Raw genomic sequence first — 24,194 nt, 5'->3', positions numbered from 1 at the left:
AAAAACCTTGTCCTACACTTCAAAATATATCAAAATATTCTGAACTTTAAAATTGCAATGCAAGCTCCTACAGAAATTATTACATTAGGTTTAATAATTTTCCATACAAAATTGTTGAGAAAATTATAAATCTAGATAACTTTTTGTATAGATTATATTTCGATACTATTTCCACGCAAAAAAGAACAATAGATCCCTTTACAACCTATTGTCCTTTTTATTTATGCAAATTAATTTATCGTATTCACATCTAAAGTCTCAAGAAATTCTTTTCCATCTCTTAAATAACTATTCACAAGACTTAAAAGCAACTTACCACCAACCAACATCGCACGTTCATCAAAATCAAATTGAGGATGATGATGTGGATATGTTGCCCCTATTTCTTCATTACCGGCACCTGTGAAGAAAAATGCTCCTGGAACATGTTCTAAGTAGTATGCAAAATCTTCTCCCCCCATAATCGGTGGTACTTCAATGACCCTTTCTCTTCCAAGATCTCGTTTCGCAATCTCCATAAAATGACTCGTTTCATCTAAATGATTTATTAATATCGGATAGCCGCGTTTATATTGAATATCAACTTCAGCATGAAGAGATTGACAAATCCCCTCAACAACTCTTTTAAATTCCTTCTCCATAAATTCTCTCACTTCAGGATCCATCGTCCGAATTGTCCCTGTAAATATAGCAGTATCCGCAATAATATTATCCGCTTGACCAGCCTGGAACGTACCAACTGTTAATACCGCAGATTGAAGCGGATCTATTTTTCGACTCACTAAAAGTTGCAACTGATTAATTACTTGTGTTGCAACGATAATAGCATCAACAGTATGATGCGGCATACCACCGTGACCGCCTCGCCCTTGAATCTTCACTTCAAAAGTATCAGCTGCCGCCATCATTGCTCCAGCTTTCGCTCCAACAACTCCTAAAGGCATCTGAGAAGATAAATGTGTACCAAAAACAACATCTACTCCTTCTAAACAACCATCCTTAATCATAGCAATTGCTCCGCCAGGCTCTTTCTCTTCTGCATGTTGATGTATAAGAACTATTTTGCCAGAAAGCTGTTCTCTATGGTCACTTAATATTTTTGCAACGCCTAAAAGTGTTGCTGTATGTCCATCATGGCCACAAGCGTGCATTACGCCTGGAATCTTTGATTTATATGAAACTTGCTTTTCATCTTGGATAGGTAGTGCATCAAAATCAGCACGTAGCGCTATCGTCTTCCCAGGTTTTCCACCTTCAATTACGCCAATTACACCTCTTCCCCCAACGTCTGTTGTCACATCAATATGAAAGCTTTTTAAGATTTTAGCTATTTTTTTCGGTGTTTCTATTTCTTGAAACGATAGCTCTGGGTATTGATGAAAATCTCTTCGCCACGAAACCATTTCGTTATATAAACTTTCCAATTCTTTATGCCATGTTTCTATCATAGAAATTCTCCTTTCTTTTTTAACACTTTAAATAAAAGTTACATAATATTCTGTGTTTAATCAATAAAAAAGAGAACTTTCTCTGAAAGTCCTACTACTCTAGAATAGTCTAGTTGCTATTTTGCTTTAACACAAATACTGAAAGTTCAGGTACACTCCAAAATCTAACAGGCATTCGGGTTGTCCCAATACCACGATTTACGTATAAATGTAACGGCTTATTCTTCCCTTCTAATTCATACATACCTTCCACATAGCTCTCAGCTAGTTTTGTAGTAATTAATGGACCTATAAAAGGAATTTGAACTTGTCCTCCGTGACTATGGCCTGACATTTGAAAATCAACTGGGTAACGAGCTACTCTATCTACAACATCCGGCTCATGTACTAATAGCATATTGAAATCTTCTTGTCTCACATGTTTTAAAGTCGAGTCTATTTGCGGCTTTCCTAATAAAAAATCATCCAAACCTGATATTGTAATATACTTTCCGTTTTCCGCTTTAATTTTTTGCACTTCATTTACTAACACAGAGAAACCGGCTTCCTCCATATACTTTTTATAAAATAAACTACCTCCCCCGCCCCTATCATGATTCCCATACACTGCATATTTCCCTAAGGGCGCATGTATTTTTTGTAAAATACCTTTCGCTTCTTCTCTTTCGGCTTTATATGATCCAAACTTATCTATTAAATCCCCTGTAAAAACTACTACATCTGGATGTAACGCATTCATCTTCTCCACCAAATTTTCTAGTTGTTTCAGTGTAAATTCTGGTCCTAAATGCACATCTGAGAATTGCAATATCTTTTTATTATTAAACTCTTTAGGAATTGTCGATGTTTCTATTTCATTCCACGTAACTGTTACTAGTTTTCGTTCTATTTCTGTCGCATAGAAATACAAACTTACTGAAATCATTACTATACTTATGAAACTGATTATAAATATTTTTATGATTGATTTTTTTTGTTCTTTTTTTACATGATGCGTATTCATGTTCTCACCTCTAGAAGTACTTTAAAGCCTTATTGTTACATTAATGTGACAACATGAACAATGTTAGCTATATCTAATTCCATCCCTATTCACTTTTACAATTTTATACAGAAGACATAACATATTTTTATAATACATAGATTCTTAAAAATGTTCCTTCTATTCATTCTATCATTTTATTAAGGAGAGATTATTCATGTCTGTATTTACACCCGAAGAAATTACGGAACTTGCTGCGAATTCCGGAAGAAAAAAAGCGCATTTATCATTACTCCCTATGCTAATTCTCGGTTTTTTTGGCGGTGCTTTCATAGCATTAGGGTATTTACTCGATATTCATGTTATTGGAACAATGCCAAAGTCTTGGGGATCATTTACTAGTTTTCTAGGCGCTGCTGTATTCCCTATCGGTCTTATACTCGTTATTCTTGCAGGTGGTGAATTAGTAACTGGCAATATGATGACCGTTTCAATGGCGTGGCTCCACAAAAAAATTGACTTATTTCACTTCATTCGAAATTTAGTCATTGTTACGTTTAGCAACTTCATAGGTGCTGTATTCGTTGCTTATTTTTTCGGTCATATCGTTGGATTAACAGAGGGTGCTTTTTTAGCGAAAACAGTTTCTATTGCGCAAGCTAAACTACAAGATACCCCACTGCAAGCCTTCATTTCTGCAATCGGATGTAATTGGCTCGTTTGTTTAGCTGTTTGGCTCAGTATGGGAAGTAAAGAATTTATCGGAAAGATTATCGGCATTTGGTTCCCTGTTATGACTTTTGTTGCGATTGGATTTCAACACGTTGTAGCCAATATGTTTGTCATCCCAGCTGCAATTTTTTCTGGTCATTTAAATTGGATTGAATATTTTCCAAACTTCATTTTTGTTTTCTTCGGAAACTTAGTAGGAGGTATGTTATTTGTAGCGTTACCTTATTTCATATCCTATAATAAGAAACTATCTTCCAATAAAGAGCAAACTGAATTAAAGAAAAAATCTGTATCCGCTTAAATAAAACGACTATACAGATATCCTGAAAAATATTACAAATTTCATTTTTTTTGCGAATATATGTACGTACACTTGTTCTCGAATGTTTTATACGTTATAATAACAACTTAAATAGCATTATTTACATATGAGGTGAAAAACATGAACAAAACAGAATTAATTAAAAACGTAGCACAAAATGCTGAGATTTCTCAAAAAGAAGCTACTGTAGTTGTACAAACTGTAGTAGAATCAATCACTAACACTTTAGCTGCTGGTGAAAAAGTACAACTTATCGGATTCGGTACATTCGAAGTACGCGAAAGAGCTGCTCGTACAGGCCGTAACCCACAAACTGGTGAAGAAATGCAAATCGCAGCTTCTAAAGTACCTGCTTTCAAAGCTGGTAAAGAACTTAAAGAAGCTGTAAAATAATGAAAAAATAGCCTTCTCGTTTACGAGAGGGCTATTTTTTCATTATATAATTAATAAAAATCTGACCATTATGCTGTTTCTTTTGTTCCTTTATGCAAATAAAACCTTTCCTTTCAAAGAAAGGTTTTGCTGTAATACTCGCTTCTGTATTTATCTCCCTATGCCCCAAGTTCACTGCTTCTTTTTCTAACTTCTGTAGTATGTATGAAGCTATCCCTTTCCCTTGATAGTCTTTATGCGTAAATAAGCGATCTACATAATAATCATCATTATAATCCCCAAATCCCACTATCACACCGTTATGATCCGCTACATAACTAATATTCTTCTCTAAAGACTGTAACCAACTTTCTCTATCTAGTCGATCTGGTGCCCATGCCTGTAGCTGTAACACGTTATAATCTTTTGCATTAATTGTATGAACTGTTTCATAAAACAACTGTAATACTTGTTCTAAATCCTCTTTATGGAATGTTCTAATGATCGTATCTTTTAACATATATGAACCTCCTTACTAAACTATCATTTAACTTTTCTATCATCTAGTATTCAATATTTCTGCTTTATTATATCTTTTTTCTTTCTATATAAACAAAAAACAATACTTATTTCAAAGTATTGTTTTTTGTTTAAAAGCATATTCAATTACCCTATAGATTTAAATTTCATTATTTTAATTTCACTCTTTGCAATCGCAATGCATTTAATACGACCGATACAGAACTAAATGCCATCGCCGCTCCTGCAACCCAAGGTGCTAAGAAACCGAACGCTGCAATCGGGATTCCTAAGCCGTTATAAGCTAATGCCCAGAATAAATTTTGCTTAATATTTCTTATAGTCATTTTACTCATAAAGATTGCATCAGCAATACTATTTAAATCACCACGGATTAACGTAATATCTGCCGCTTCCATCGCTACATCCGTTCCGGTTCCAATTGCCATACCGATATCCGCCGTAGCAAGTGCAGGAGCATCATTTATTCCATCCCCAACCATTGCTACTTTCTTACCTTGAGCTTGAAGTTTTTTCACTTCTTTTGCTTTTCCTTCTGGTAATACTTCTGCAATTACGTGATCAATACCAACTTGCTTAGCGATTGCCTGAGCAGTTTGTATATTATCTCCTGTAATCATAACAACGTCTAGACCCATTTTCTTAAGTCTTGCAATAGCTGCTTTTGAAGTATCTTTTACAGTATCCGCAACAGCAACAATTCCAGCATATTCCTTATCTATCGCAATAAGCATTGCTGTTTTTCCTTCTCGCTCTAGTTCTTCCATTGATTTAGAAACTTCTTCAATATCAATATTAAACTTCTTCATTAATCGGCGTGTACCAATTAATAATTGTTTTCCTTCGACAACCGATTCAATACCAAATCCCGGAATTGCTTCAAACGTTTCTGAACTTGGGATATCAATTCCCTTTTCTTTAATTCCTGCAACAATCGCTTCTGCAAGTGGATGTTCAGAATTTCTTTCTGCTGCACCGACTAATTTTAATATTTCCTTCTCTTCAAATCCGTCTGCTACAATAATATCTGTTAATACTGGTTTTCCATTTGTTACTGTACCCGTTTTGTCTAAAATAATAGTATCTAATCGATGCGTTGCTTCTAAATGCTCTCCACCTTTAAATAAAATACCATACTCAGCTGACCTTCCTGATCCAGCCATAATAGATGTAGGTGTCGCAAGACCTAAAGCACATGGACAAGCAATCACAAGTACTGCAATCATTTTCTCAAGCGCTCCGCCAAAATCACCAGGTGTAACAAATATCATCCACACCGCAAATGTAATAATAGCAATCACAACTACAACTGGTACGAAAATACCAGAAATTTGATCAGCTACCCTTTGAATAGGCGCTTTCGATCCTTGAGCTTCTTCTACTACTTTAATAATTTGAGCTAATGCAGTATCTCTACCTACCTTAGTAGCCTTAACTTTTAAAAATCCATTTTTATTCATTGTAGAACCGATTACTACATCCCAAATTGTTTTATCAACTGGAATACTTTCACCCGTTAACATCGATTCATCAATCGCTGACTTTCCTTCTACAATCTCACCATCTACTGGTATTTTTTCACCAGGCTTTACATAAACGATATCACCAGCTACTACCTCTTCGATTAAAATTTTCATTTCCGTTCCATCTCGCACAACTGTAGCTGTCTTCGCTTGTAAACCCATCAACTTTTTAATTGCTTCTGATGAACGTCCTTTTGCTTTTGCCTCAAATAATTTACCTAAAATAATTAATGTAATAAGTACTGCGCTCGTTTCAAAATATAAATCTGTCATATGTTCCGAAGAACCAATCGACCTAATGCTTAAATACACACTGTAGAAATACGCTGCAGAGGTTCCAAGTGCTACGAGAACATCCATGTTGGCACTTTTATTGCGTAACGCTTTATAAGCACCAATATAAAACTGGCCTCCAATTATAAACTGTACTGGAGTTGCAAGGGCTAGCTGCACCCAAGGGTTCATAAGCATATCAGGTAAATAGATAAACGATGTAAATGAGAAGTGGCTCACCATTGCCCATAATAATGGGAATGATAAAATAAACGAAATAATAAACTTCTTCTTTTGTCGTTCAATTTCTTGTAATCGATGATCCGTTGATGCATCTTGCTCATCTGATTTCACTTCTAATTGATATCCTAGCTTTGTAATCGCACTCTTCATTTCATTTACATTGACTTCATCAGGATTAAAGTCTACTGTTGCCGATTCTAAAGCGAAATTTACTGTCGCTTTATTCACACCCCCCAGCTTATTTAAACGTTTTTCTACTCTATTCGCACAAGCTGCACATGTCATTCCTGAAACAGTAAACTCAGCTTTATCACTTACAATTCCATATCCTAACGATTCAACTTTTTCTTTAAATTGTTGCGGATTTGTTTTTGTCGGATCGTACATTATTTTTGTTTTTTCCAGTGCAAAGTTTACATTTGCATCATGAACACCTTCTACTTTTTTCAGACCTTTTTCAATTCTATTTGCACATGCCGTACATGTCATTCCTGATATTTGAAGATTGGCCTCTTTTTGTTCATTCATGTCTCTCACCTCTATATACCCTTATGAGGTATAATTATTAGCAAAATAAATCGTACTTCGTTTAAAGTACGATTTATTTCCATATCTAAAAATAATTATTGAACATCGTATCCTTGATCTTCGATTACAGCAACGATATCTTTTAGTGTTACGGCAGACGAGTCGATAGTAACTTCAACAGTTCCTTCTGCTAATTGAACCTTCACTTGTTCAACACCGTTTAGCTCTTTCACACTGCTTTCGATAGAATTTACACAATGGCCACAAGACATACCTTCAACTTTTAATGTTAACTGTTCCATTTAAAACCCTCCTCTTGTTCATTCATTGTTTGTTAATCACAACCCTATCTTACCATACCCCCCTAAGGTAATCAATGGTTTTGTATCATGATTTTTCAATTATTTTCTAAAAATTTATTTTATACACAATTTTTCACATCAATACACCTAAGTTCTATATGCGGATAAACAAAAAAACAAGCCAGTTAAATACTAGCTTGTTTTTACGCTTTTGAAAAACGTTCAAATACTGTCATTAATTCTTCAATTGCTTCGTCACCATTACCATCTTTAATAGCTCCTGAAACACAATGACTTGTATGATTTTTGAGAACACCCATTCCTACTTTTTTCATCGCTGCATTAATCGCTGAAATTTGCACTAAAATATCAACGCAGTACCGATCATTTTCAATCATGTTTTGAATACCACGGACTTGCCCTTCAATTCGCTTTAATCTATTTATAATTTGTTCTTTTTCTTTTTCTGATCTATGTGTTACTGATTCATGCTCTTTATGATCCATATTATCACCTTCTCAAAATTTTTCTTCAACCAATAAAACAATTATTTTTACGAGTATACCAATTATAGCATCAAACATCTATGTATGATACCCCACATGAGTATATTTCCACTTTATGATTATTCTTAACAATTTATTGACTTCTCAGTCCCCATTATCATTATACCCTGTCCTTTTTAAAAAAAATCATTACATCTTCCATCAAAACTCAATAAAGAAAAACTTTAATCAGAGGGAGTTTTGTCCATCCCCCTCTGATTATTTTTCCTAACGAATCGGGCTTTTACGGGCAGTTAATGCGGGATAAAATGAAACATTAATAAGCGGGGATTGTCCATCCCCGCTTATTATTCGCCCACAAATGTAACAGTCTCAATCTTCACATATTTAAATTGAAACTTTTTTCTTCCTATATATAATTATTGTTGATCACATACTTTTGTATCATTCACTACAGAAGTTCCTTCAACGGTTACCGTATGAAAACAATCCTTTACTCGGACAGTAACAACATTGTCTTGTCGATCAATGATATGATATTCATTAAAATTTTTATTCAGAGCACTGCGAATTTGTTCTCCTTCATAAATTGGAATACCATGTGATAAAACCCAAATAAGCCCAGCGATAGCAAGAATAGTTTTCATACGATCTACCTCCTTGAGAATATAGTGAACTTTTAATCCGCATTTTTTTAGCTCTACTAATCATGAATTAAATTAACCAAGCTTTTTTAGAAATAAGTTCATTTCGTCTATATTATGTTTATGCTAATTGTGACTGAATTGTGACAACTTTTTGTCTCTTTAGACGAAAAGTTGAAACAAAACTTTCAAAAAGGACAATTCTGCTTACAAAAACAAAAGGCTATGAGGAATTTCCCCATAGCCCTTTCTTTGCATTTTATTAAACAATCATTACATGGACGCTTAATGCATCTAATCCCGAAGTAATTGTCCCAATATGAAGATTATGTATATCGCGTACACCTTCTACACATGACTAATAAATCGTAACCCCTTACTTAAAGAAGTCGGCACAACAGATGCATGATTCTCTCCTTCAGCTTCATAAAACTTATACCTAAACTTCTCATGTTTTAATTGAAGTAGACGTTCTGATAATACATTTGCATCTATAACCATGTGCTCTCGTTCCAATGAGCCAACTGTAAGGAATACTCCCGTTTCAAACTTAGCATTATTTAATTCATTTGTAATGTTCCCTTCTTTTTCAAGCACGGATCGGTTATTCCACCAAATAGATGGACTACTTATAAAATAATTTTGAAAGGCATTTACGTTTGTGAATAGTATATGTAAAGCAAATAGACCACCTAAAGAATGTCCAAATAACGTTTGCTTTCCTTTATCAATCTCAAATTCTTTTTCAATTTGTGGTTTCAATTCTTCTTCAATAAAAGTAAAGAAGTTATGCGCTCCCCCTGTTTTAGGCCACGGTTTACCGTCCGGTTTTAACGGGGCATCTTTTGAAATTACACTAGGCGTAAAATCATAGCATCTTTCTTCTCCTGAAAATGCACCTTCAATCGGATAACCAATACCGACTATAATGGCTGGTGAAACACCTGTTTTTTCTGCTCTAACTGATTGTATTTTAACCGCTTCATGGAATGTTTGAAAAAAGGCATTGCCATCTAAGACGTATATGACAGGATATCCTGACGTTGCTGCTGGTTGCTTCGGCTTTGAAATATGAATTTGATATTCTTTATCTTCTAATTTCGAATACATTTTCCACTGTTCTGTATTAGATGTAATAATCTGCTGTTTTTCAATAGTAGTATTCACCCTATATCCCCCCTTTTTAACTTGTTACATATATTTCTACTTTTTCTTCTTGCGATACAACGCTATCGTAGCCGAAACAAACGGGAGAGCCGTTATACGGATCAATCATGACACGCGCATCAATATGAAATACTTCTTTTAATACTTCATTTGTAATGATTTCTTCCGGACTACCAGTTGTAACAATTTCCCCTTCCTTCATTGCAATAATTTCATCTGAAAACCTCGCTGCATGGTTAATATCATGTAGTACCATTACGACTGTACAATTATGTTCTTTATTTAATTTCTCCACAATTTGTAATACATCTAATTGATGAGACATATCAAGGTATGTAGTTGGCTCATCTAACAGCAATACCTCTGTCTCTTGTGCTAAAGCCATCGCTAACCATACCTTTTGTCGTTGACCACCCGATAAATTTGCAATTTGTCTCGTTCGAAATTCAGAAGTTTTCGTTATATCTAGTGCCCAATCAATCATCTCTTTATCTTTTGAAGTTAACTTATTTACGTTATTTCGATGAGGATAACGTCCATAAGAAATTAATTCTTCTACTTTAAGCTCTCCTGGTGCAATTGGAGTTTGTGGAAGTAAAGCTAACTGCTTTGCAATTTCTTTCGTCGGAATTGTATTTAAATCTTGCCCTTGCAAATACACTTTACCGCTTTTTTGTTTTAAAATCCGTCCCATTGTCTTTAACAAAGTTGATTTTCCGCACCCATTCGGACCTATAATTGTCGTTACTTTTCCTTCTTGTATTTCCACATTTAAATCGCGAAACACGGTAAGCTTTTCATAACTCGTTTCTAAATTTTTTGCACTTAAAATACTCACTTTTATTCCCCCTCTTACGCTTTCGCCTTATAAAGTAAATATAAGAAATACGGTACACCGACAATAGAAATAACAATTCCAACTGGTAACTCTACAGGTGTGAAAACTGTTTTTGCAATAAAATCTGAGGCAATTACAAGAAACATTCCTATTACTCCGCACGTAGGAATTATATGCTTATGCTGAATACCAACAAGTCTTTTCGCTATATGTGGTGCCATTAGTCCGATGAAACCAATACTTCCTGAAACAGCAACGCATGCGCTCACAAGTCCGATACTACTTAATAGTAAAATAGATTTCTCTCTTTCTACCGAAACACCTAAACTTGTAATGCTCGTTTCTTCCAATTGGAATAAATCTAATAGATAAGCTTTCTTTTGTATAAGAGGAATTAATATGATAAGCCACGGCAACATCGCAACAATATACTTCCAGTTCGCACTATATATACTTCCAGACACCCATACTGCAGCCATCTCGAAATCAGTTGACTTCATTTTGAGTGATAAATACATAGAAAAGGCTCCAAATCCTGATCCAATTGCAATCCCTGTTAATAAAAGTCGCTGCGAGTCTAGCTTACCGTTTTTCCAAGAAAACAGATAAATCATTATCGCTGCACCTAATCCACCTATTAAGCCAAACATCGGCATCATCATTATAGAAACCCAGTCTGTGCTCTTTAATTGCCCTTGAAAGAAAAACATAAAAATTACGATTGCTGTTCCTGCACCTGCATTTACTCCTAAAATACCTGGATCCGCCAAGCCATTTCTCGTAATCCCTTGAATTACAGCACCCGCAACGCCGAGACCTAATCCTACTAATCCAGCAATTACTATGCGCGGAAGACGAAATTCAAAAATAACTAAATCATGGTCTGGTACTGGATCTATCCTAAGGAGTGTTTTAAATACATCTATAATCGTAATATCAAACGTACCATTCGTTAAACTAATATAAATAGCACATAGTATTAAAAATATAATAATCCCCATCGTCATTCCAAAACGTTGACTTGAACTTTTAAGCATGTCTCTCTCCTCCTCTTGTACGGATTAAATAAAGGAAGAAAGGAATCCCAATTAAAGATGTTACGACTCCAATTGGCGTTTCAAATGGATAATTTACAAATCTACTTAAAACATCACATAACGCTAAGAAAACGCCACCAATAACACCTGCACATGGCAATATCCACTTATAATCTACCCCAATTAAAAAGCGAGTAATATGCGGAATAATTAAACCTACAAAACCAACTTTCCCCACTAAAGCAACTGCTGTTCCCGTTAAAAAAATAACTGATAAAATAGCCATCGCTTTAACTAGCTTTGTACGCTGCCCTAGATTAATAGAAACTTCTTCTCCTAAAGAAAGAATAGTAATAGATTTTGATATTAACAGCGCTAAAACTATTCCAATTATCCCAAAAGGTATCGTGATTTTAATAATATTCGGGTCCACTTGATCTAATTTTGCATTAAACCAAAAGCTAACATTTTGAGAAATTTGGAAATATGAAGCCATTGCAGCAGATACACTACTTAAAAATGTTCCAATAACTGTTCCGATAATTGCTAACCTAACTGGTGATAAGCCATTTTGAAGGAGCGAACCAAAGCCAAACACGATACCGGCTCCTAGTGCAGAACCAATCATTGAACATAAAACCATACCAATTGATGACATTCCCGGAAGAAAAATCATACAAATTGTAATAACAAAGGCTGCCCCATCCGTCACACCCATAATAGAAGGGGATGCAAGATAGTTTCTTGTCATCCCCTGCATAAGTGCTCCTGATATGGCTAGAAATGCTCCGACTAAAAGAACTGCAACTACCCTTGGTAAACGTGAAGTAATAATAATATTATGATTTACATCACTTGAATCAAAATGAAATAATGCATTCCACACTGTTTCAGCATCAATGTTTTTCGCACCATATAAAACAGAAAGTATAACGATAATTAAAATCAATATGGGTGCTATACATAAAATGGTTACTGGTACTGCATTCGTTTTCTGCATATCATTCAACGCACCTTACTTATTGTATTATTTAGATAAATTTTTCACTGCTTCTTTTAAGAATGCTGTTTTACTCCAAGCTGTACCACCTTGTGCCATTGGATCTACAACGTTTACAAATACTTTCTTTTCTTTCGCAGCATTCATACTTTGCCAAATTGGATTGCTTTCAATTTCTTCTAGCACTTTCGGGTTTTTATTTTCACTTGCCTCATATTGTAAGAAAATATAATCTGGGTTAAGTTCAGCAAGTTTTTCAAATGAAATTTTCTCTTGTGCTTTTACAGCTTTAAGTTGTTCTGGAGCAGTTAGTCCAAGATCTTTATAAATCACAGGGTTAAAGTATACTCCTTCTGGATATAGGAATAATTCGTTTGCTCTTAGTCTTATAACAAGTACTTTTTTATCTTTTAACTTATCTCCTAGTTTTGCTTTTGCTTTTTCAGCGTCCGCATTGTAATCTTTAATAATTTTTTCTGCTTTATCTTTTTTACCAGTTAGTTCTCCCATTAGCTTTAAGTTATCTTCCCAATCTGTTGAAACATGTGATACTGGGAACGTCGGAGCTACTTTCGTAAACTTTTCAGCTGTTTCTGCTGGAAATTTCGTACTAGATGTAATAACATCTGGTTTTAATTGAAGCAATGTTTCAAAGTTCGGTTGCATCTTTTCACCTACAGATTTTGCACCCTCTAATTCTTTTTCAAGATACTTTGGTAATTTACCGCCTACAGTAATTGCACCAACTGGTTTAATTCCAAGTACTGCCGCATCTTCCATTGACTCTAAACTAGCCGTCGCAATTTTATCTACTTTTGCTGGTACTGTATATTCTTTACCTAAATATGTAATTTTTCGCGTTTCATCTTTTTTCGTTTCCGTAGCTTTTGTTTGTTGCTTTTGTTCCCCAGAAGTGTTGTCTGCACTATTACATGCTGCCAAACCTACACTTAAAACTGTTACCATCCCTAATGTAAATAATTTCTTGTTCATATTGATATATCTCCTCTCGAAATCTTTAAATATATTATTCCAACAACTAAACTTAATTATATGAAACATAACCTTCATCTATATTTCACATCATTAACAAATCTATGTAAAATGAAGATTCATCCTCGTTCACTTCCCCTAGTATGAAATTATTTGCCGTTCCCACCAACGATAACTATTATCATTGATAATGATTATCGTTATTAAGTATATATTTAATATTTAATTATTTCAAGAATGATTTGAAAAATTTTAACAAACTGAACAAAAAAAGAAGTATCTCCTTTTCTCAGGAAGATACTTCTTTTTTTAGAAATCCATATGTAATTCAACCGGACAATGGTCGGATCCCATTATTTCACTATTAATTTTCGCATCGGTAATTTTATGTTTTAGCCTTTCAGAAATTACAAAGTAGTCTAAGCGCCACCCGATATTTTTCGCTCTTGCTCCCATACGGTATGACCACCATGAATATGCGCCTTCTTGCTCAGGGTATAAAAAGCGATATGTATCAACAAAGCCTTCCTCTAAAATATTTGTAAACTTCTCTCTTTCTTCATCCGAAAAACCAGGATTTTTCCGATTGCTTTTCGGATTTTTCAAATCGATTTCTTTATGGGCAACATTTAGATCACCACAGAAAATAACTGGTTTCTTTTTATCTAATCGCTTTATATAGGCCCTGAAATCATCTTCCCATTTCATTCTGTAATCTAAACGTTCTAATCCCCGTTTTGAATTTGGTGTATATAGCGTTATCATGTGAAAATCTTCAAATTCTAATGTAATAACGCGTCCTTCTTGATCATGTTCTTCAATCCCTAAACCGTATGTAACAGAAAGCGGTTCTTTTTTCGTGAAAATAGCCGTTCCTGAATAACCTTTTTTCACAGCATAATTCCAATATGTATAATATCCCTCGGGATTTAAATCAATTTGTCCACTTTGTAATTTAATTTCTTGTAGACAAAATATATCTGCATTGGATTCCTCAAGATATTCTAAAAAACCACCCCTCGCGATAACTGCACGCAAACCATTTACATTCCATGAAATTAACTTCACTTATAGTCCTCCTCTTGATGTTCACTTTCAAAGTTCATGCTAACACAAAATAGATAACCTATCATAGTTTCATCTTTGTAATCTTGCTCTTACATTTATGAATACGTACATACGCACATGATTCAGGTTATACTAATTTCAGAGGTGATGATCTTTGCAAAATGAAGAGTTTACGCTAACAAGTGAGCATTGGCAAGCTATTATTCATAATGATTCTTCCTATGATAACAAATTCTTTTATGCTGTGAAATCAACCGGGATTTTTTGCCGGCCATCATGCAAATCAAGAATACCGAATAAAAACAACGTACGAATTTTTCTAAACGCAGAGCAGGCATTGCATGAAAACTTTCGTCCGTGCAAACGTTGTAAACCAAATGGGATTGCTTTGCCTAATGAAGAGTGGGTAAAACAAATTAAAGACTATATTGAAAAGCATTATGACGAAGAGTTAACTCTCGACACACTCGCAGAAATGTGCCACGGTAGCCCATTTCATTTACAACGCACTTTCAAAAGATTGATAGGGAAAAGTCCAATAGAATATTTACAGCAAATCAGGATTGTTAAAGCGGCAGAATACCTTTCACATACAAATCAATCTATCAAGGAAATTAGCACTGCTGTTGGGATAGAAAACCCAGAGTATTTCGCAACTTTATTTAAAAAGAAAACCGAATTTACTCCTACTGAATATCGAAAAAAGAACGGAACAAAAGAGGTATGAAATAATGAAACCATATGAAAATAAAACTATATATTGGACATTGCTTATTCATAAACATTGGCGTATGCATATTGCAGCTACTTCAAATGGATTATGCTTTATCGGATCGCAAAATGAAACTTTTGAAGAACTAAATACGTGGGCTAGCAAAAAACTGCCACAACATACATTCATCCAAAATCCAGATTATCTGCAAACATATACAAAAGAACTTATCGAGTATTTGGAAACCAAACTAGAAACCTTTACAATTCCTATCGATGTTTACGGAACTGCATTTCAATTATCTGTTTGGAATATGGTACGTGAAATTCCTTATGGAAAGACATATTCTTATTCAGAAATCGCGGAAAGCATTCAAAAACCTACAGCTGTGCGTGCCGTTGCTACTGCTATTGCCGCCAATCCCCTTCTCATTACAATTCCTTGCCATCGTGTTATAGGAAAAGATGGAAAACTGACTGGTTTTAGAGGAGGATTAGAAATGAAGAAAGAATTGCTTACATTAGAAACGTTACAGGTGGAACCTATATGACCGAACTTAGCTATGACTCATTAACTTTAACTGTTCCGAAAGAATTTAGTTTTCAAGAAAACTTGCGCTATCTATCACGTTCTAACAATGAATGTATGTTTCACATTGAAGATGACAAAATCTATAAAGTCATCCCTGTTCAAGATGTAAATCCTTTAATTGAAGTTAGCATGAATACTGATGGCAATATTCAAGTACGTTTTTTAGGAGAATTATATATCTCTGAAAAATGGATATGCGATGCTGTAGCTAACTATGTAAAAGAGTGGTTTGATTTAACTACTGATTTAGCTCCCTTTTATAAATTAGCTATACATGACCCACTCCTTCAAGGTCCTATTCAAGAGTATTATGGGCTTCGCACATTAGGTATTCCAGATTTATTTGAAGCACTTTCCTGGGGAATTATCGGTCAACAAATTAACCTCACATATGCCTATACTCTAAAAAGAAGATTAGTCGAACAATTCGGAAATTATGTAGAATGGCACGATAGAAAACATTGGATATTCCCATCACCTGACACAATTGCAAATCTACATGTAGAAGATCTCAAAAAATTAAAAATGACAACTAGAAAATGTGAATATTTAATCGGTATCGCGGAGCTTATTGCAGAAGGGAAACTATCAAAAGAATCTTTACTACAAACACAGGATATAAAGATTGCCGAAAAACAATTAACTGCTATCTATGGTATAGGACCGTGGACTGCCAACTATGTTTTAATGCGCTGTTTACGATTTCCTTCAGCTTTTCCAATTGATGATGTTGGTTTGCATAATGCAATTAAATTTATAACAGGTTCCGAAAGTAAACCGACTAAAAATGAAATAAAAGATTTTGCAGCAAATTGGATAAACTGGGAGTCTTACGCCACTTTTTATTTGTGGCGAATACTATACTAAACAACCAAGTAGCACATCCGTACTACTTGGTTGTTTTTTTAAGCTTGTTCTTCAAACCTTCTTGCGATTTCTACAATAACTTGAACGGCTTTTTCCATAGTATCTACCGAAACATACTCAAATTTTCCGTGATAGTTTTCACCACCAGTGAAAATATTCGGCGTTGGTAATCCCATATACGATAATTGTGATCCATCTGTTCCACCACGAATTGGATGGATGTTCGGTTCGATATTTAAACTTTTCATCGCTTCATATGCAATATCAACAATTTCTCGCACTGGTTCAATTTTTTCAAGCATGTTATAGTACTGATCATTCATCTCTAAAACGATCGCATCTTCACCGTACTTCTCTTTCATGTTTTTCACAATATCTTTAATGTTATTTTTACGCGCTTCAAAATGATTACGATCAAAATCTCGAATAATATAGTAAGCTTTACTTTGCTCGACATCACCATTTAAAGAAAGCAAATGATAGAATCCTTCATAGCCTTCCGTATATTCTGGTGCATCTTCTACTGGTAAATGCCCATTAAACTCCATAGCAAGTTTAGTTGCGTTACGCATTTTATTTTTCGCTGTTCCAGGATGTGTATTCGTTCCGTTAAACGTTAACTTAGCACCTGCAGCATTAAAACTTTCATACTCTAAACCACCTAATGGACCTCCATCCATCGTGTAAGCAAATGATGCACCAAACGCTTCTACATCAAAATGCGCTGGCCCACGACCAATTTCTTCATCCGGTGTAAATGCTACTCTTATTTTCCCGTGCTTAATTTGCGGATTATGTATTAAATAGTTCATTGCAACCATAATTTCTGTAAGACCAGCTTTATCATCTGCTCCTAGAAGTGTTGTACCATCAGTTGTAATAATGGTATGTCCTTTATATGATGGTAATTCCGGGAACTGCTCTGGTGTTAACACAACATTTAACTCTTCATTTAACGTAATTGCATTACCATCAAAATTTTCATGAATTTGTGGTTTTACGTTTTTCCCTGTAAAATCTGTTGCTGTGTCTAAATGAGCTAAAAACCCTATTACAGGAACATCCTTATCTGTATTAGCAGGCAGTGTTGCCATTACGTAACCATTATCATCCATCGTCACTTCTGATAACCCAATCTCTTTTAACTCTGTCACTAATAACTTACCAAACTCAATTTGCCCTGGTGTTGTAGGCACTGTATGACTTTCTTCATTTGATTGTGTATCAATCTTTACATATCTCGTAAATCTTTCAATAAGTTCTTGTTTCAAATTCGTTCACTCCTTTTATAGTTCTCTCTCTATTATAATCCTTAAAACGAAATATTTTAACTTTTTTGACTGTGAAAATATATATCCATTTACATTTTTAATAAATTATAAAAAGACATAATATTTGTACATTGAAATTCAAACATGTAATATACATCATTATATATTGGGAGGTTTTAAAGATGAGGCTAACTCTCTTTCGCTATTTTCTTTTTTTCCTAGGATTAATTTTCTTTGGACTTGGAAATGCTCTCGCAGTCAAAGTTAAATTCCTCGGTTTACACCCTTGGGAAGTTTTAAATATGGCTCTCTACCAACGATTTGGGTGGACAATTGGTACGTGGAGTGTCATATGTGGATTATGTCTCGTTCTTATCTCTTTACTAGTAGATCGAAAATGTATAAACGTGGGCACATTTTTAAATGCACTACTTATCGGTCCCATTATGGACTTTTTCTTACAATCAAAAATCCTTCCAAACGCTAGTGATTATTTATGGATAAACTTACTCATTTTATTTTCTGGTATTGCAATTACAGGAATTGGGGGCGGCATGTACGTTGCAGCTGGTATTGGTGCTGGACCCCGCGATGGATTCATGCTTACCATTTCTGACAAAACTGGGTTATCTATTAGCCGTGCTCGAATCATTGTAGAATGCTTTGTACTAGTCATTGGATACATGCTAGGAGGTCCTGTTTTTATCGTAACTTTTCTATACACTTTTATTCAAAGTCCAATATTCCAGCATTCATTTAAGGTATTTCAAAAATTCTTACATACTTTAAATAACAAAAACAAAGAACATATTAGTGAAAATATTTAAAACTCAACTTAATACAAAAGAGTGTGTTTTAAAGGTAATTTTTAAAACACACTCCATATACCCCATTTCATTCTTCTTTCCATACTCTCTCTACATTCATTAATTGCTCTTCTTTAAATTCTAGCTTATATATATCCGGTTTGGATGTATTCATTAAAAATTCAAGTCCATATTGATTATCAAAATAGTTCATCATTAGTGTCATTACAAGCCCATGTGTACCAATTACAATTTTATGTCCTTGAAAATTCATTAATATTTCTTTTAACACTTTCACTACCCTTCTCTGACAATCCGCATATGACTCTCCATCCGTCAGTGCATATTTTGGATTAAAAAACATCTCCTTTACAAGTGGGTACACTTCCTTATCCGATATAATTTTATCTTCATTTGAAAACTTACACTCTTTAAGATTTTCATATACTAATATTTCTTTTTCATGGAGATTTGCTGACTCTTCTATCGTTAACATAGCCCTCTTATACGGACTTGAAATGAAAGTATTAATTCCCTCTGTTTTTAATATCTCAGTTACTCTTTGAGCATCTAAAATTCCCTTCTCAGTTAATCCACGTGTTCTTTCATTTCCTTCTAATTTTGGCGATTCACCATGCCTAACCATATAGATATATGTATTCATAATTCCTCCTTAAAAATATTTATAAGTTAATTACTTTAATCTTTTCCGTATCAAAACTTGAATACAATCAAAATATTAATTTATTCTTTTTTTATGAACTTTGCTGAGCAGTTCGTCTAACCCACTCCGAAACTAAACTCTCAAATAATTCAGGCTGTTCAATTTGCAAATTATGTCCCGCCATATCTAATACCGCTAATGTCGCTCTTGGATAATCTTCAATGATTCCTACAATATCTTGATAACCTACCAATATATCTTGTCTTCCGGCCAATAAAAGAACTGGCTTCTCATATTTTCTACAATGAAAATTCATAGTAAGAGAGTAATTCTTTTGCAACCTTTCAATAAATTCATAATTAGCAACATCTAACCCTGGCTTAATTTCTTCTTTAAATCGCGTATATGTATATTCATTTGCTACCACCGCTAACTCACTAAATTCTTCTCTTTCGGTAGAAGTTAGCGTATTTAAAAACTCCTCATCTCGTACAATTACCTGTTTATCTGGTAATTGTCTTTCTTTTTGCTGTGCTACGACAACAGGACATACTAATAATAATCCATTCACTCTCTCAAACACCTTTGAAAGTATCCCTCTAGCTAAATATCCGCCGAAAGACTCTCCTACCAGTAAAAAATCTTTCTTTTGAATGATTTCTTCAATAAATGTAGTTAACACTTCTAATATATGATCTGAACTATTTATCCAATCTGGAGCGTTCGACTTTCCCATACCAGGTAAATCAATATATATTCGTTGATAACCTTCATATTTCTGAAATACCGATTCCATACATTTCATCATTAACCTATGGTCAGGAGCACAGCCATGTATGATAAGTACTGGCTTTCCTTCTCCAATGATTTCATAATATAATTCTGCATCCCTAATCCGGCATATCATAAAAAAAACTCCCTATTTTTATATTCACCTTTAAAAACAATCCTCTCAAACTCAAAAGAATACACGTTCTCATTTTATATCTTTTCAGAAGTTAATTTCAAATCTTAATTTTCAGATTACAAAAACAAAAAATCTTCCCTATGAGTGTATCTCCTCCAAGGAAGCTTTTTTATATTTTCTTATACTCTATCAAAATTCGAAACTTCTCTAGCCTCATTCTTCTATTTGCATCAATACAATTCTCCAACCATCTGGGTCCTCTATAGTAATCCCCTTTTCTTTCCAATATGGATTTTCCGGTTCTACTTCATCGTATCCCATTGCATGCAGCCTTTTACTCACTTTTTCTATTTCTTTATATTCTCTTATATAAAACACAAGTAAATTATCCTTTGTTGGGGCTGGACATGGGCTTCCATCTATATGTCTTGTAAATTCTAAATGATATTCTTCATCCGGTAGACCAAACATGACTCCATCATAGCCATCATGATCATAAAACTCACCTATACGTTTTAAGCCTAATCCTTCTTCATAAAACGCTATAACCTCTTCAAACTTATCCGTTGGACGTGCTATTCTAAACTTCACCCATTTCATCATGATTTTCCCTCCATCTTAAAAATTAATTACTGTATTACATATTATTGTATATAATTAACACGTTTCTTTAATCCCTCATTAGTATGAGAATAGCTAAATACAAAGGTCTTAATTAATACTCTATAATAGCGAAAAACTCCCCTCATCTAGAGAGAAGTTCCCATCACTTTATATGCAATTTTACATCTCCTCTTGCAAATCACTAAAAAACCTTTAAAATCTAAAGGATGACTAAATATACAAATTCTATCTGCATTCCTTATAATCTAAAAATTATTGAACTCAATACTTTTTCAATTTTAAGAAATATTACATTCTTCATTTTTTCTTATAGGCATGCTTTTTATAAAGAAATCTGATACAATCTTTTAGTAATATTATTATGTATAGATATTACGAATATAGTGCATACTTTAAGAAGGTGATTTTATTGAGATTAAATAAAAATTTACAACTATGTATATTAATTACAACACTAATATGCTATTCAATCTATTTTATGTTTTTCTTTCTGTTCCCTACTCATTTTTCAAATTTCAATGTACGCTTCGCTTCACTCATCGTTGAAGCCATTACATTTGTATCACTAATATACTCTATATATTCTAAAAGAGTTAGTTCAAATCCTTTTTGGATATGTATTACAATTGCAATTGGTAGTTTTTTATTAGGAAAAATAGTATATACGTATCAAGAGAATTTTTTCGAATTTCCAATACATCGTTTTACTGTTTCTGATGTATTTTACATGTTTTTTCTATTCTTCTGCCTTATCGCTTTCTGCTATAAAATCTTAAAAGAGTGCAATAAATGGGAAAAAGCGTTCTTTATTTGTGATATATGTATAGTACTTACTTCCATATTCACATTAGAATGGTATTTATTTAATCAGCCAAATTTAAATATATTTTCCCTTTCACTGGGAGATATTTTTCTTTCCTTTCTTTATCCAATTGCAGACCTATTATTTCTTCTACTAGGTGTTAGTCTCTTTTTCCGTCCAACTGTTTTTAATTCCAAACGGAAAATTTATATTTTTATTTTTGTATTAATAAGCTCTGCAACTTTTAACTATATTTATTTTTACTTACATAACCATTTATCAACTGACACGATAACATTATTACGTCTTTTATATAGAATACCTATATTACTTATCGCAATAGCTGGGGCTATTTCCGAAGATTATAATAGTCATAAAAATTATTTCATTGTAAACCATATACTAGGAAAAAAAGTATTAGTTGTATTTCCATATCTTGCTGTTGCAATACTAATCGGGTTTACATTAAAAGAACAAACAGCATCTTCAACTCTCATTACAGGAAATTGTATTACTTTTGTTTTCGTACTCATTCGTCATTCTATTGTACGTACGCAAAACAATTCCCTAACAAAACGTCTACAAGCATTTAATGCTCAACTAGAAGAAAAAGTTACTTTAAGAACCTCTGATTTAGTCCAAAAATCAGAGGCTTTATCTCAAAAACAACAAAAATTGAAATCTTTATATGAGTATCATCCTGATCCTATTTTTACGATTGATTTAAATGGAACATTCTTAAATGTAAATAAAGCAGGAAGCGTATTACTCGGAGCACCAACGAACGAGTTACTCGGTGAAACATGTTTTTCGATTATTTTAGATGAAGATAAACATAAACTAGCATCTGCATTAGAAAAAGTTAAACAACAAGAATCAGCATCCTTACAACTTAGTTCTCAATATAAAGATGGCTTTACTTATTTTTTATACGTTACCATCGTTCCTATTATGATAGATGGACAAATTTCAGGAAGCTATATTATGGTAAAGGATATTACCGCACTAAAAAAACAACAAGAAGAAATAAAATATTTAGCATTCCATGATACGATAACGAAAATTGGGAATCGAGCTTATTTTCATAAAAAATTAAAGAAGGCTATAAAAAGAGCACAAGCAACCAATAGTGAATTTGCATTATTGTATTTAGATTTAGACCGATTCAAAGTTATTAATGATACACTTGGACACTCAACAGGCGATTACATATTAGGAGAAGTAGCAAAACGTTTCCAATCATGTCTTCCATCACATACTCATCTGTCAAGAATCGGTGGCGATGAATTTACAATTTTAATCGAAAACTATACGGACCATGATTCCTTATTCAAGTTATGTAACCAATTATTTGAAAGCATGAAAAAACCGTTTCTCATACATGAGCATAAATTAACTTTATCACTGAGTATCGGCATCGCTATTTATCCACATTCTGGAATCGATACCGCTACACTTCTGAAAAACGCTAATGTTGCAATGTATGATGCAAAGGCAAAAGAGCTTAACTCTGTCTCTATTTATGACGATGTAATCGCTAAAAAAATCGAAAGACGATTACGATTAGAAAAAGATTTACCAAACGCAATACAAAATGAAGAATTGTTCCTTTTGTATCAACCTCAAGTTGATAGTGAATCTAATAAAATTATAGGTGCAGAAGCTTTAATTAGGTGGAATCATCCTGAATTAGGTGTTATTTCTCCATACGAGTTTATTCCAATTGCCGAAGAAACACTGCAAATTATTCCAATTGGAAAATGGACATTACAGCAAGCCTGTCAGCAAATGAAGCACTGGCATGCATCTGGCTATCCTCATTTAAAAATAGGGGTAAATTTATCTGCTAAAGAATTTGAACAAGAAGACTTTGTAAAATCTATTTCTTCTACTTTAGCAAATACAGGCTTACAAGCAAGTTCCCTTGATCTAGAATTAACAGAACGAATTGCAATGATGGATGAGAGAGAAACATTGATAAAACTGCGTACACTAAAAAGTTTAGGGGTTCACATTTCAATCGACGACTTTGGTACAGGCTATTCTTCATTATCATATTTACCTTTATATCCAATCGATACGTTAAAAATTCCGAGAGAATTTATTACAATGTCTGAAACGTGTGAAGATGGAATGGAAATCATTAAAACGATCATCACATTAGCAAATACATTAGGAATGTCTGTCATTGCTGAAGGTGTAGAAACGAAAGAACACGTAAATTTCCTTCAAAAAAATAAATGTCAGTTTATTCAAGGTTATTATTTCAGTAAGCCTATTCATGCCGATTCATTTTCTATTCTGCTGAAAAAGGGAATTCACACATAATAACTTTACATTATAGTTTCTAATACAAAAAAGGAAAGAAGAGTCAGCCTCATCTTTCCTTTTTTCTATACTTTTTAACTTTTCATTTCCCTCGCATATCATTT

The 24,194-nt window shown here is 33.8% G+C and carries 24 protein-coding genes; 7 read left to right on the top strand and 17 right to left on the bottom strand.

Going from position 1 to position 24,194, the window contains the following annotated elements:
- Positions 1-230: 230 nt before the first annotated feature.
- Positions 231-1,448: a M20 metallopeptidase family protein gene (locus tag JDS80_RS04015; protein ID WP_199637134.1), complete on the bottom strand. Its 1,218-nt coding sequence runs from the start codon at positions 1,446-1,448 to the stop codon at positions 231-233.
- A 109-nt stretch (positions 1,449-1,557) separates the two neighbouring features.
- On the bottom strand, positions 1,558-2,451 hold the full coding sequence (locus tag JDS80_RS04010) for a metallophosphoesterase (RefSeq protein ID WP_071746716.1): 894 nt from the start codon (positions 2,449-2,451) through the stop codon (positions 1,558-1,560).
- Positions 2,452-2,647: 196 nt separating this feature from the next.
- Here JDS80_RS04010 and JDS80_RS04005 point away from each other — a divergent pair, with 196 nt between their 5' ends.
- A complete protein-coding gene (locus tag JDS80_RS04005) occupies positions 2,648-3,463 on the top strand; it encodes a formate/nitrite transporter family protein (RefSeq protein ID WP_199637132.1) in 816 nt (271 codons plus the stop codon).
- 141 nt (positions 3,464-3,604) lie between these two features.
- Positions 3,605-3,877: an HU family DNA-binding protein gene (locus JDS80_RS04000; RefSeq protein WP_001043904.1), complete on the top strand. Its 273-nt coding sequence runs from the start codon at positions 3,605-3,607 to the stop codon at positions 3,875-3,877.
- A gap of 31 nt (positions 3,878-3,908) precedes the next feature.
- Here the strand turns inward: JDS80_RS04000 and JDS80_RS03995 are convergent, their stop codons facing one another.
- The 11 genes from JDS80_RS03995 to JDS80_RS03945 all read right to left on the bottom strand — a co-directional run bounded on the left by JDS80_RS03995 (position 3,909) and on the right by JDS80_RS03945 (position 14,518).
- Positions 3,909-4,376: a GNAT family N-acetyltransferase gene (locus JDS80_RS03995; protein WP_199637130.1), complete on the bottom strand. Its 468-nt coding sequence runs from the start codon at positions 4,374-4,376 to the stop codon at positions 3,909-3,911.
- Between the two features lie 169 nt (positions 4,377-4,545).
- On the bottom strand, positions 4,546-6,963 hold the full coding sequence (locus JDS80_RS03990; protein WP_098888207.1) for a heavy metal translocating P-type ATPase: 2,418 nt from the start codon (positions 6,961-6,963) through the stop codon (positions 4,546-4,548).
- A gap of 95 nt (positions 6,964-7,058) precedes the next feature.
- On the bottom strand, positions 7,059-7,265 hold the full coding sequence (gene copZ / locus JDS80_RS03985) for a copper chaperone CopZ (protein WP_002014669.1): 207 nt from the start codon (positions 7,263-7,265) through the stop codon (positions 7,059-7,061).
- 203 nt (positions 7,266-7,468) lie between these two features.
- Positions 7,469-7,771, bottom strand: coding sequence for a metal-sensing transcriptional repressor (locus JDS80_RS03980; protein WP_000349641.1), 303 nt, complete (start codon positions 7,769-7,771; stop codon positions 7,469-7,471).
- Between the two features lie 419 nt (positions 7,772-8,190).
- The gene (locus JDS80_RS03975; protein ID WP_071746720.1) at positions 8,191-8,418 is read right to left on the bottom strand and encodes a hypothetical protein; all 228 of its coding nucleotides are present in this window, start codon (positions 8,416-8,418) and stop codon (positions 8,191-8,193) included.
- 345 nt (positions 8,419-8,763) lie between these two features.
- A complete protein-coding gene (locus JDS80_RS03970; RefSeq protein ID WP_071746721.1) occupies positions 8,764-9,582 on the bottom strand; it encodes an alpha/beta hydrolase in 819 nt (272 codons plus the stop codon).
- 16 nt (positions 9,583-9,598) lie between these two features.
- Entirely contained in the window at positions 9,599-10,420 is an 822-nt protein-coding gene (locus tag JDS80_RS03965) for an ABC transporter ATP-binding protein (protein WP_000025778.1), read from the bottom strand.
- A gap of 14 nt (positions 10,421-10,434) precedes the next feature.
- Positions 10,435-11,457: a FecCD family ABC transporter permease gene (locus JDS80_RS03960; protein ID WP_098888209.1), complete on the bottom strand. Its 1,023-nt coding sequence runs from the start codon at positions 11,455-11,457 to the stop codon at positions 10,435-10,437.
- Entirely contained in the window at positions 11,450-12,457 is a 1,008-nt protein-coding gene (locus JDS80_RS03955) for a FecCD family ABC transporter permease (protein WP_199637128.1), read from the bottom strand. The genes JDS80_RS03960 and JDS80_RS03955 overlap by 8 nt, the downstream gene beginning before the upstream one ends.
- A gap of 27 nt (positions 12,458-12,484) precedes the next feature.
- Positions 12,485-13,450, bottom strand: coding sequence for an iron-hydroxamate ABC transporter substrate-binding protein (locus JDS80_RS03950; protein ID WP_071746724.1), 966 nt, complete (start codon positions 13,448-13,450; stop codon positions 12,485-12,487).
- 309 nt (positions 13,451-13,759) lie between these two features.
- Complete coding sequence (locus JDS80_RS03945; RefSeq protein ID WP_071746725.1) at positions 13,760-14,518, bottom strand: exodeoxyribonuclease III; 759 nt, start codon at positions 14,516-14,518, stop codon at positions 13,760-13,762.
- Positions 14,519-14,672: 154 nt separating this feature from the next.
- On the opposite strand from JDS80_RS03945, the gene JDS80_RS03940 reads away from it, so the two are divergent.
- The 3 genes from JDS80_RS03940 to JDS80_RS03930 are packed head-to-tail and all read left to right on the top strand — an operon-like array spanning position 14,673 to position 16,688.
- Positions 14,673-15,245 (top strand): bifunctional transcriptional activator/DNA repair enzyme AdaA, encoded by a 573-nt coding sequence (locus JDS80_RS03940; RefSeq protein ID WP_071746726.1) that lies wholly within the window; start codon positions 14,673-14,675, stop codon positions 15,243-15,245.
- A gap of 4 nt (positions 15,246-15,249) precedes the next feature.
- On the top strand, positions 15,250-15,780 hold the full coding sequence (locus JDS80_RS03935) for a methylated-DNA--[protein]-cysteine S-methyltransferase (RefSeq protein WP_098888211.1): 531 nt from the start codon (positions 15,250-15,252) through the stop codon (positions 15,778-15,780).
- Positions 15,777-16,688, top strand: a complete 912-nt coding sequence (locus JDS80_RS03930) for a DNA-3-methyladenine glycosylase family protein (RefSeq protein ID WP_071746728.1) — start codon at positions 15,777-15,779, stop codon at positions 16,686-16,688. Before JDS80_RS03935 ends, JDS80_RS03930 begins: the two co-directional genes overlap by 4 nt.
- 38 nt (positions 16,689-16,726) lie before the next feature.
- Here JDS80_RS03930 and pepT read toward each other — a convergent pair whose 3' ends face one another.
- A complete protein-coding gene (gene pepT / locus JDS80_RS03925; RefSeq protein ID WP_071771481.1) occupies positions 16,727-17,959 on the bottom strand; it encodes a peptidase T in 1,233 nt (410 codons plus the stop codon).
- 182 nt (positions 17,960-18,141) lie between these two features.
- Between pepT and JDS80_RS03920 the strand changes: the two genes are divergently transcribed.
- Positions 18,142-18,786, top strand: a complete 645-nt coding sequence (locus JDS80_RS03920; protein WP_199637126.1) for a YczE/YyaS/YitT family protein — start codon at positions 18,142-18,144, stop codon at positions 18,784-18,786.
- Between the two features lie 67 nt (positions 18,787-18,853).
- Here the strand turns inward: JDS80_RS03920 and JDS80_RS03915 are convergent, their stop codons facing one another.
- The 3 genes from JDS80_RS03915 to JDS80_RS03905 form a co-directional block, all read right to left on the bottom strand.
- Positions 18,854-19,429 (bottom strand): histidine phosphatase family protein, encoded by a 576-nt coding sequence (locus JDS80_RS03915; RefSeq protein ID WP_071746731.1) that lies wholly within the window; start codon positions 19,427-19,429, stop codon positions 18,854-18,856.
- Positions 19,430-19,520: 91 nt separating this feature from the next.
- Positions 19,521-20,336 (bottom strand): alpha/beta fold hydrolase, encoded by an 816-nt coding sequence (locus JDS80_RS03910; RefSeq protein ID WP_199637124.1) that lies wholly within the window; start codon positions 20,334-20,336, stop codon positions 19,521-19,523.
- Positions 20,337-20,549: 213 nt separating this feature from the next.
- A complete protein-coding gene (locus tag JDS80_RS03905) occupies positions 20,550-20,939 on the bottom strand; it encodes a VOC family protein (RefSeq protein ID WP_071746733.1) in 390 nt (129 codons plus the stop codon).
- Positions 20,940-21,369: 430 nt separating this feature from the next.
- Here JDS80_RS03905 and JDS80_RS03900 point away from each other — a divergent pair, with 430 nt between their 5' ends.
- Complete coding sequence (locus JDS80_RS03900) at positions 21,370-24,090, top strand: sensor domain-containing protein (protein ID WP_199637122.1); 2,721 nt, start codon at positions 21,370-21,372, stop codon at positions 24,088-24,090.
- The last annotated feature ends 104 nt before the right edge of the window (positions 24,091-24,194 follow it).

It is taken from the genome of Bacillus cereus group sp. N8 (genome assembly GCF_016483685.1).
GTDB lineage: Bacteria > Bacillota > Bacilli > Bacillales > Bacillaceae_G > Bacillus_A > Bacillus_A proteolyticus.
The sequence above is the reverse complement of the archived record's forward strand: the minus strand, read 5'-3'. Positions and strand labels throughout refer to the sequence as shown.

Bases quoted from the DNA above. Each gene is read 5' to 3' on its own strand.
- JDS80_RS04015 (WP_199637134.1), bottom strand. From the start codon at position 1,448: ATGATAGAAACATGGCATAAAGAATTGGAAAGTTTATATAACGAAATG.
- JDS80_RS04010 (WP_071746716.1), bottom strand. From the start codon at position 2,451: ATGAATACGCATCATGTAAAAAAAGAACAAAAAAAATCAATCATAAAA.
- JDS80_RS04005 (WP_199637132.1), top strand. From the start codon at position 2,648: ATGTCTGTATTTACACCCGAAGAAATTACGGAACTTGCTGCGAATTCC.
- JDS80_RS04000 (WP_001043904.1), top strand. From the start codon at position 3,605: ATGAACAAAACAGAATTAATTAAAAACGTAGCACAAAATGCTGAGATT.
- JDS80_RS03995 (WP_199637130.1), bottom strand. From the start codon at position 4,376: ATGTTAAAAGATACGATCATTAGAACATTCCATAAAGAGGATTTAGAA.
- JDS80_RS03990 (WP_098888207.1), bottom strand. From the start codon at position 6,963: ATGAATGAACAAAAAGAGGCCAATCTTCAAATATCAGGAATGACATGT.
- copZ (WP_002014669.1), bottom strand. From the start codon at position 7,265: ATGGAACAGTTAACATTAAAAGTTGAAGGTATGTCTTGTGGCCATTGT.
- JDS80_RS03980 (WP_000349641.1), bottom strand. From the start codon at position 7,771: ATGGATCATAAAGAGCATGAATCAGTAACACATAGATCAGAAAAAGAA.
- JDS80_RS03975 (WP_071746720.1), bottom strand. From the start codon at position 8,418: ATGAAAACTATTCTTGCTATCGCTGGGCTTATTTGGGTTTTATCACAT.
- JDS80_RS03960 (WP_098888209.1), bottom strand. From the start codon at position 11,457: ATGCTTAAAAGTTCAAGTCAACGTTTTGGAATGACGATGGGGATTATT.
- JDS80_RS03955 (WP_199637128.1), bottom strand. From the start codon at position 12,457: ATGCAGAAAACGAATGCAGTACCAGTAACCATTTTATGTATAGCACCC.
- JDS80_RS03950 (WP_071746724.1), bottom strand. From the start codon at position 13,450: ATGAACAAGAAATTATTTACATTAGGGATGGTAACAGTTTTAAGTGTA.
- JDS80_RS03935 (WP_098888211.1), top strand. From the start codon at position 15,250: ATGAAACCATATGAAAATAAAACTATATATTGGACATTGCTTATTCAT.
- JDS80_RS03930 (WP_071746728.1), top strand. From the start codon at position 15,777: ATGACCGAACTTAGCTATGACTCATTAACTTTAACTGTTCCGAAAGAA.
- JDS80_RS03920 (WP_199637126.1), top strand. From the start codon at position 18,142: ATGAGGCTAACTCTCTTTCGCTATTTTCTTTTTTTCCTAGGATTAATT.
- JDS80_RS03915 (WP_071746731.1), bottom strand. From the start codon at position 19,429: ATGAATACATATATCTATATGGTTAGGCATGGTGAATCGCCAAAATTA.
- JDS80_RS03910 (WP_199637124.1), bottom strand. From the start codon at position 20,336: ATGATATGCCGGATTAGGGATGCAGAATTATATTATGAAATCATTGGA.
- JDS80_RS03905 (WP_071746733.1), bottom strand. From the start codon at position 20,939: ATGATGAAATGGGTGAAGTTTAGAATAGCACGTCCAACGGATAAGTTT.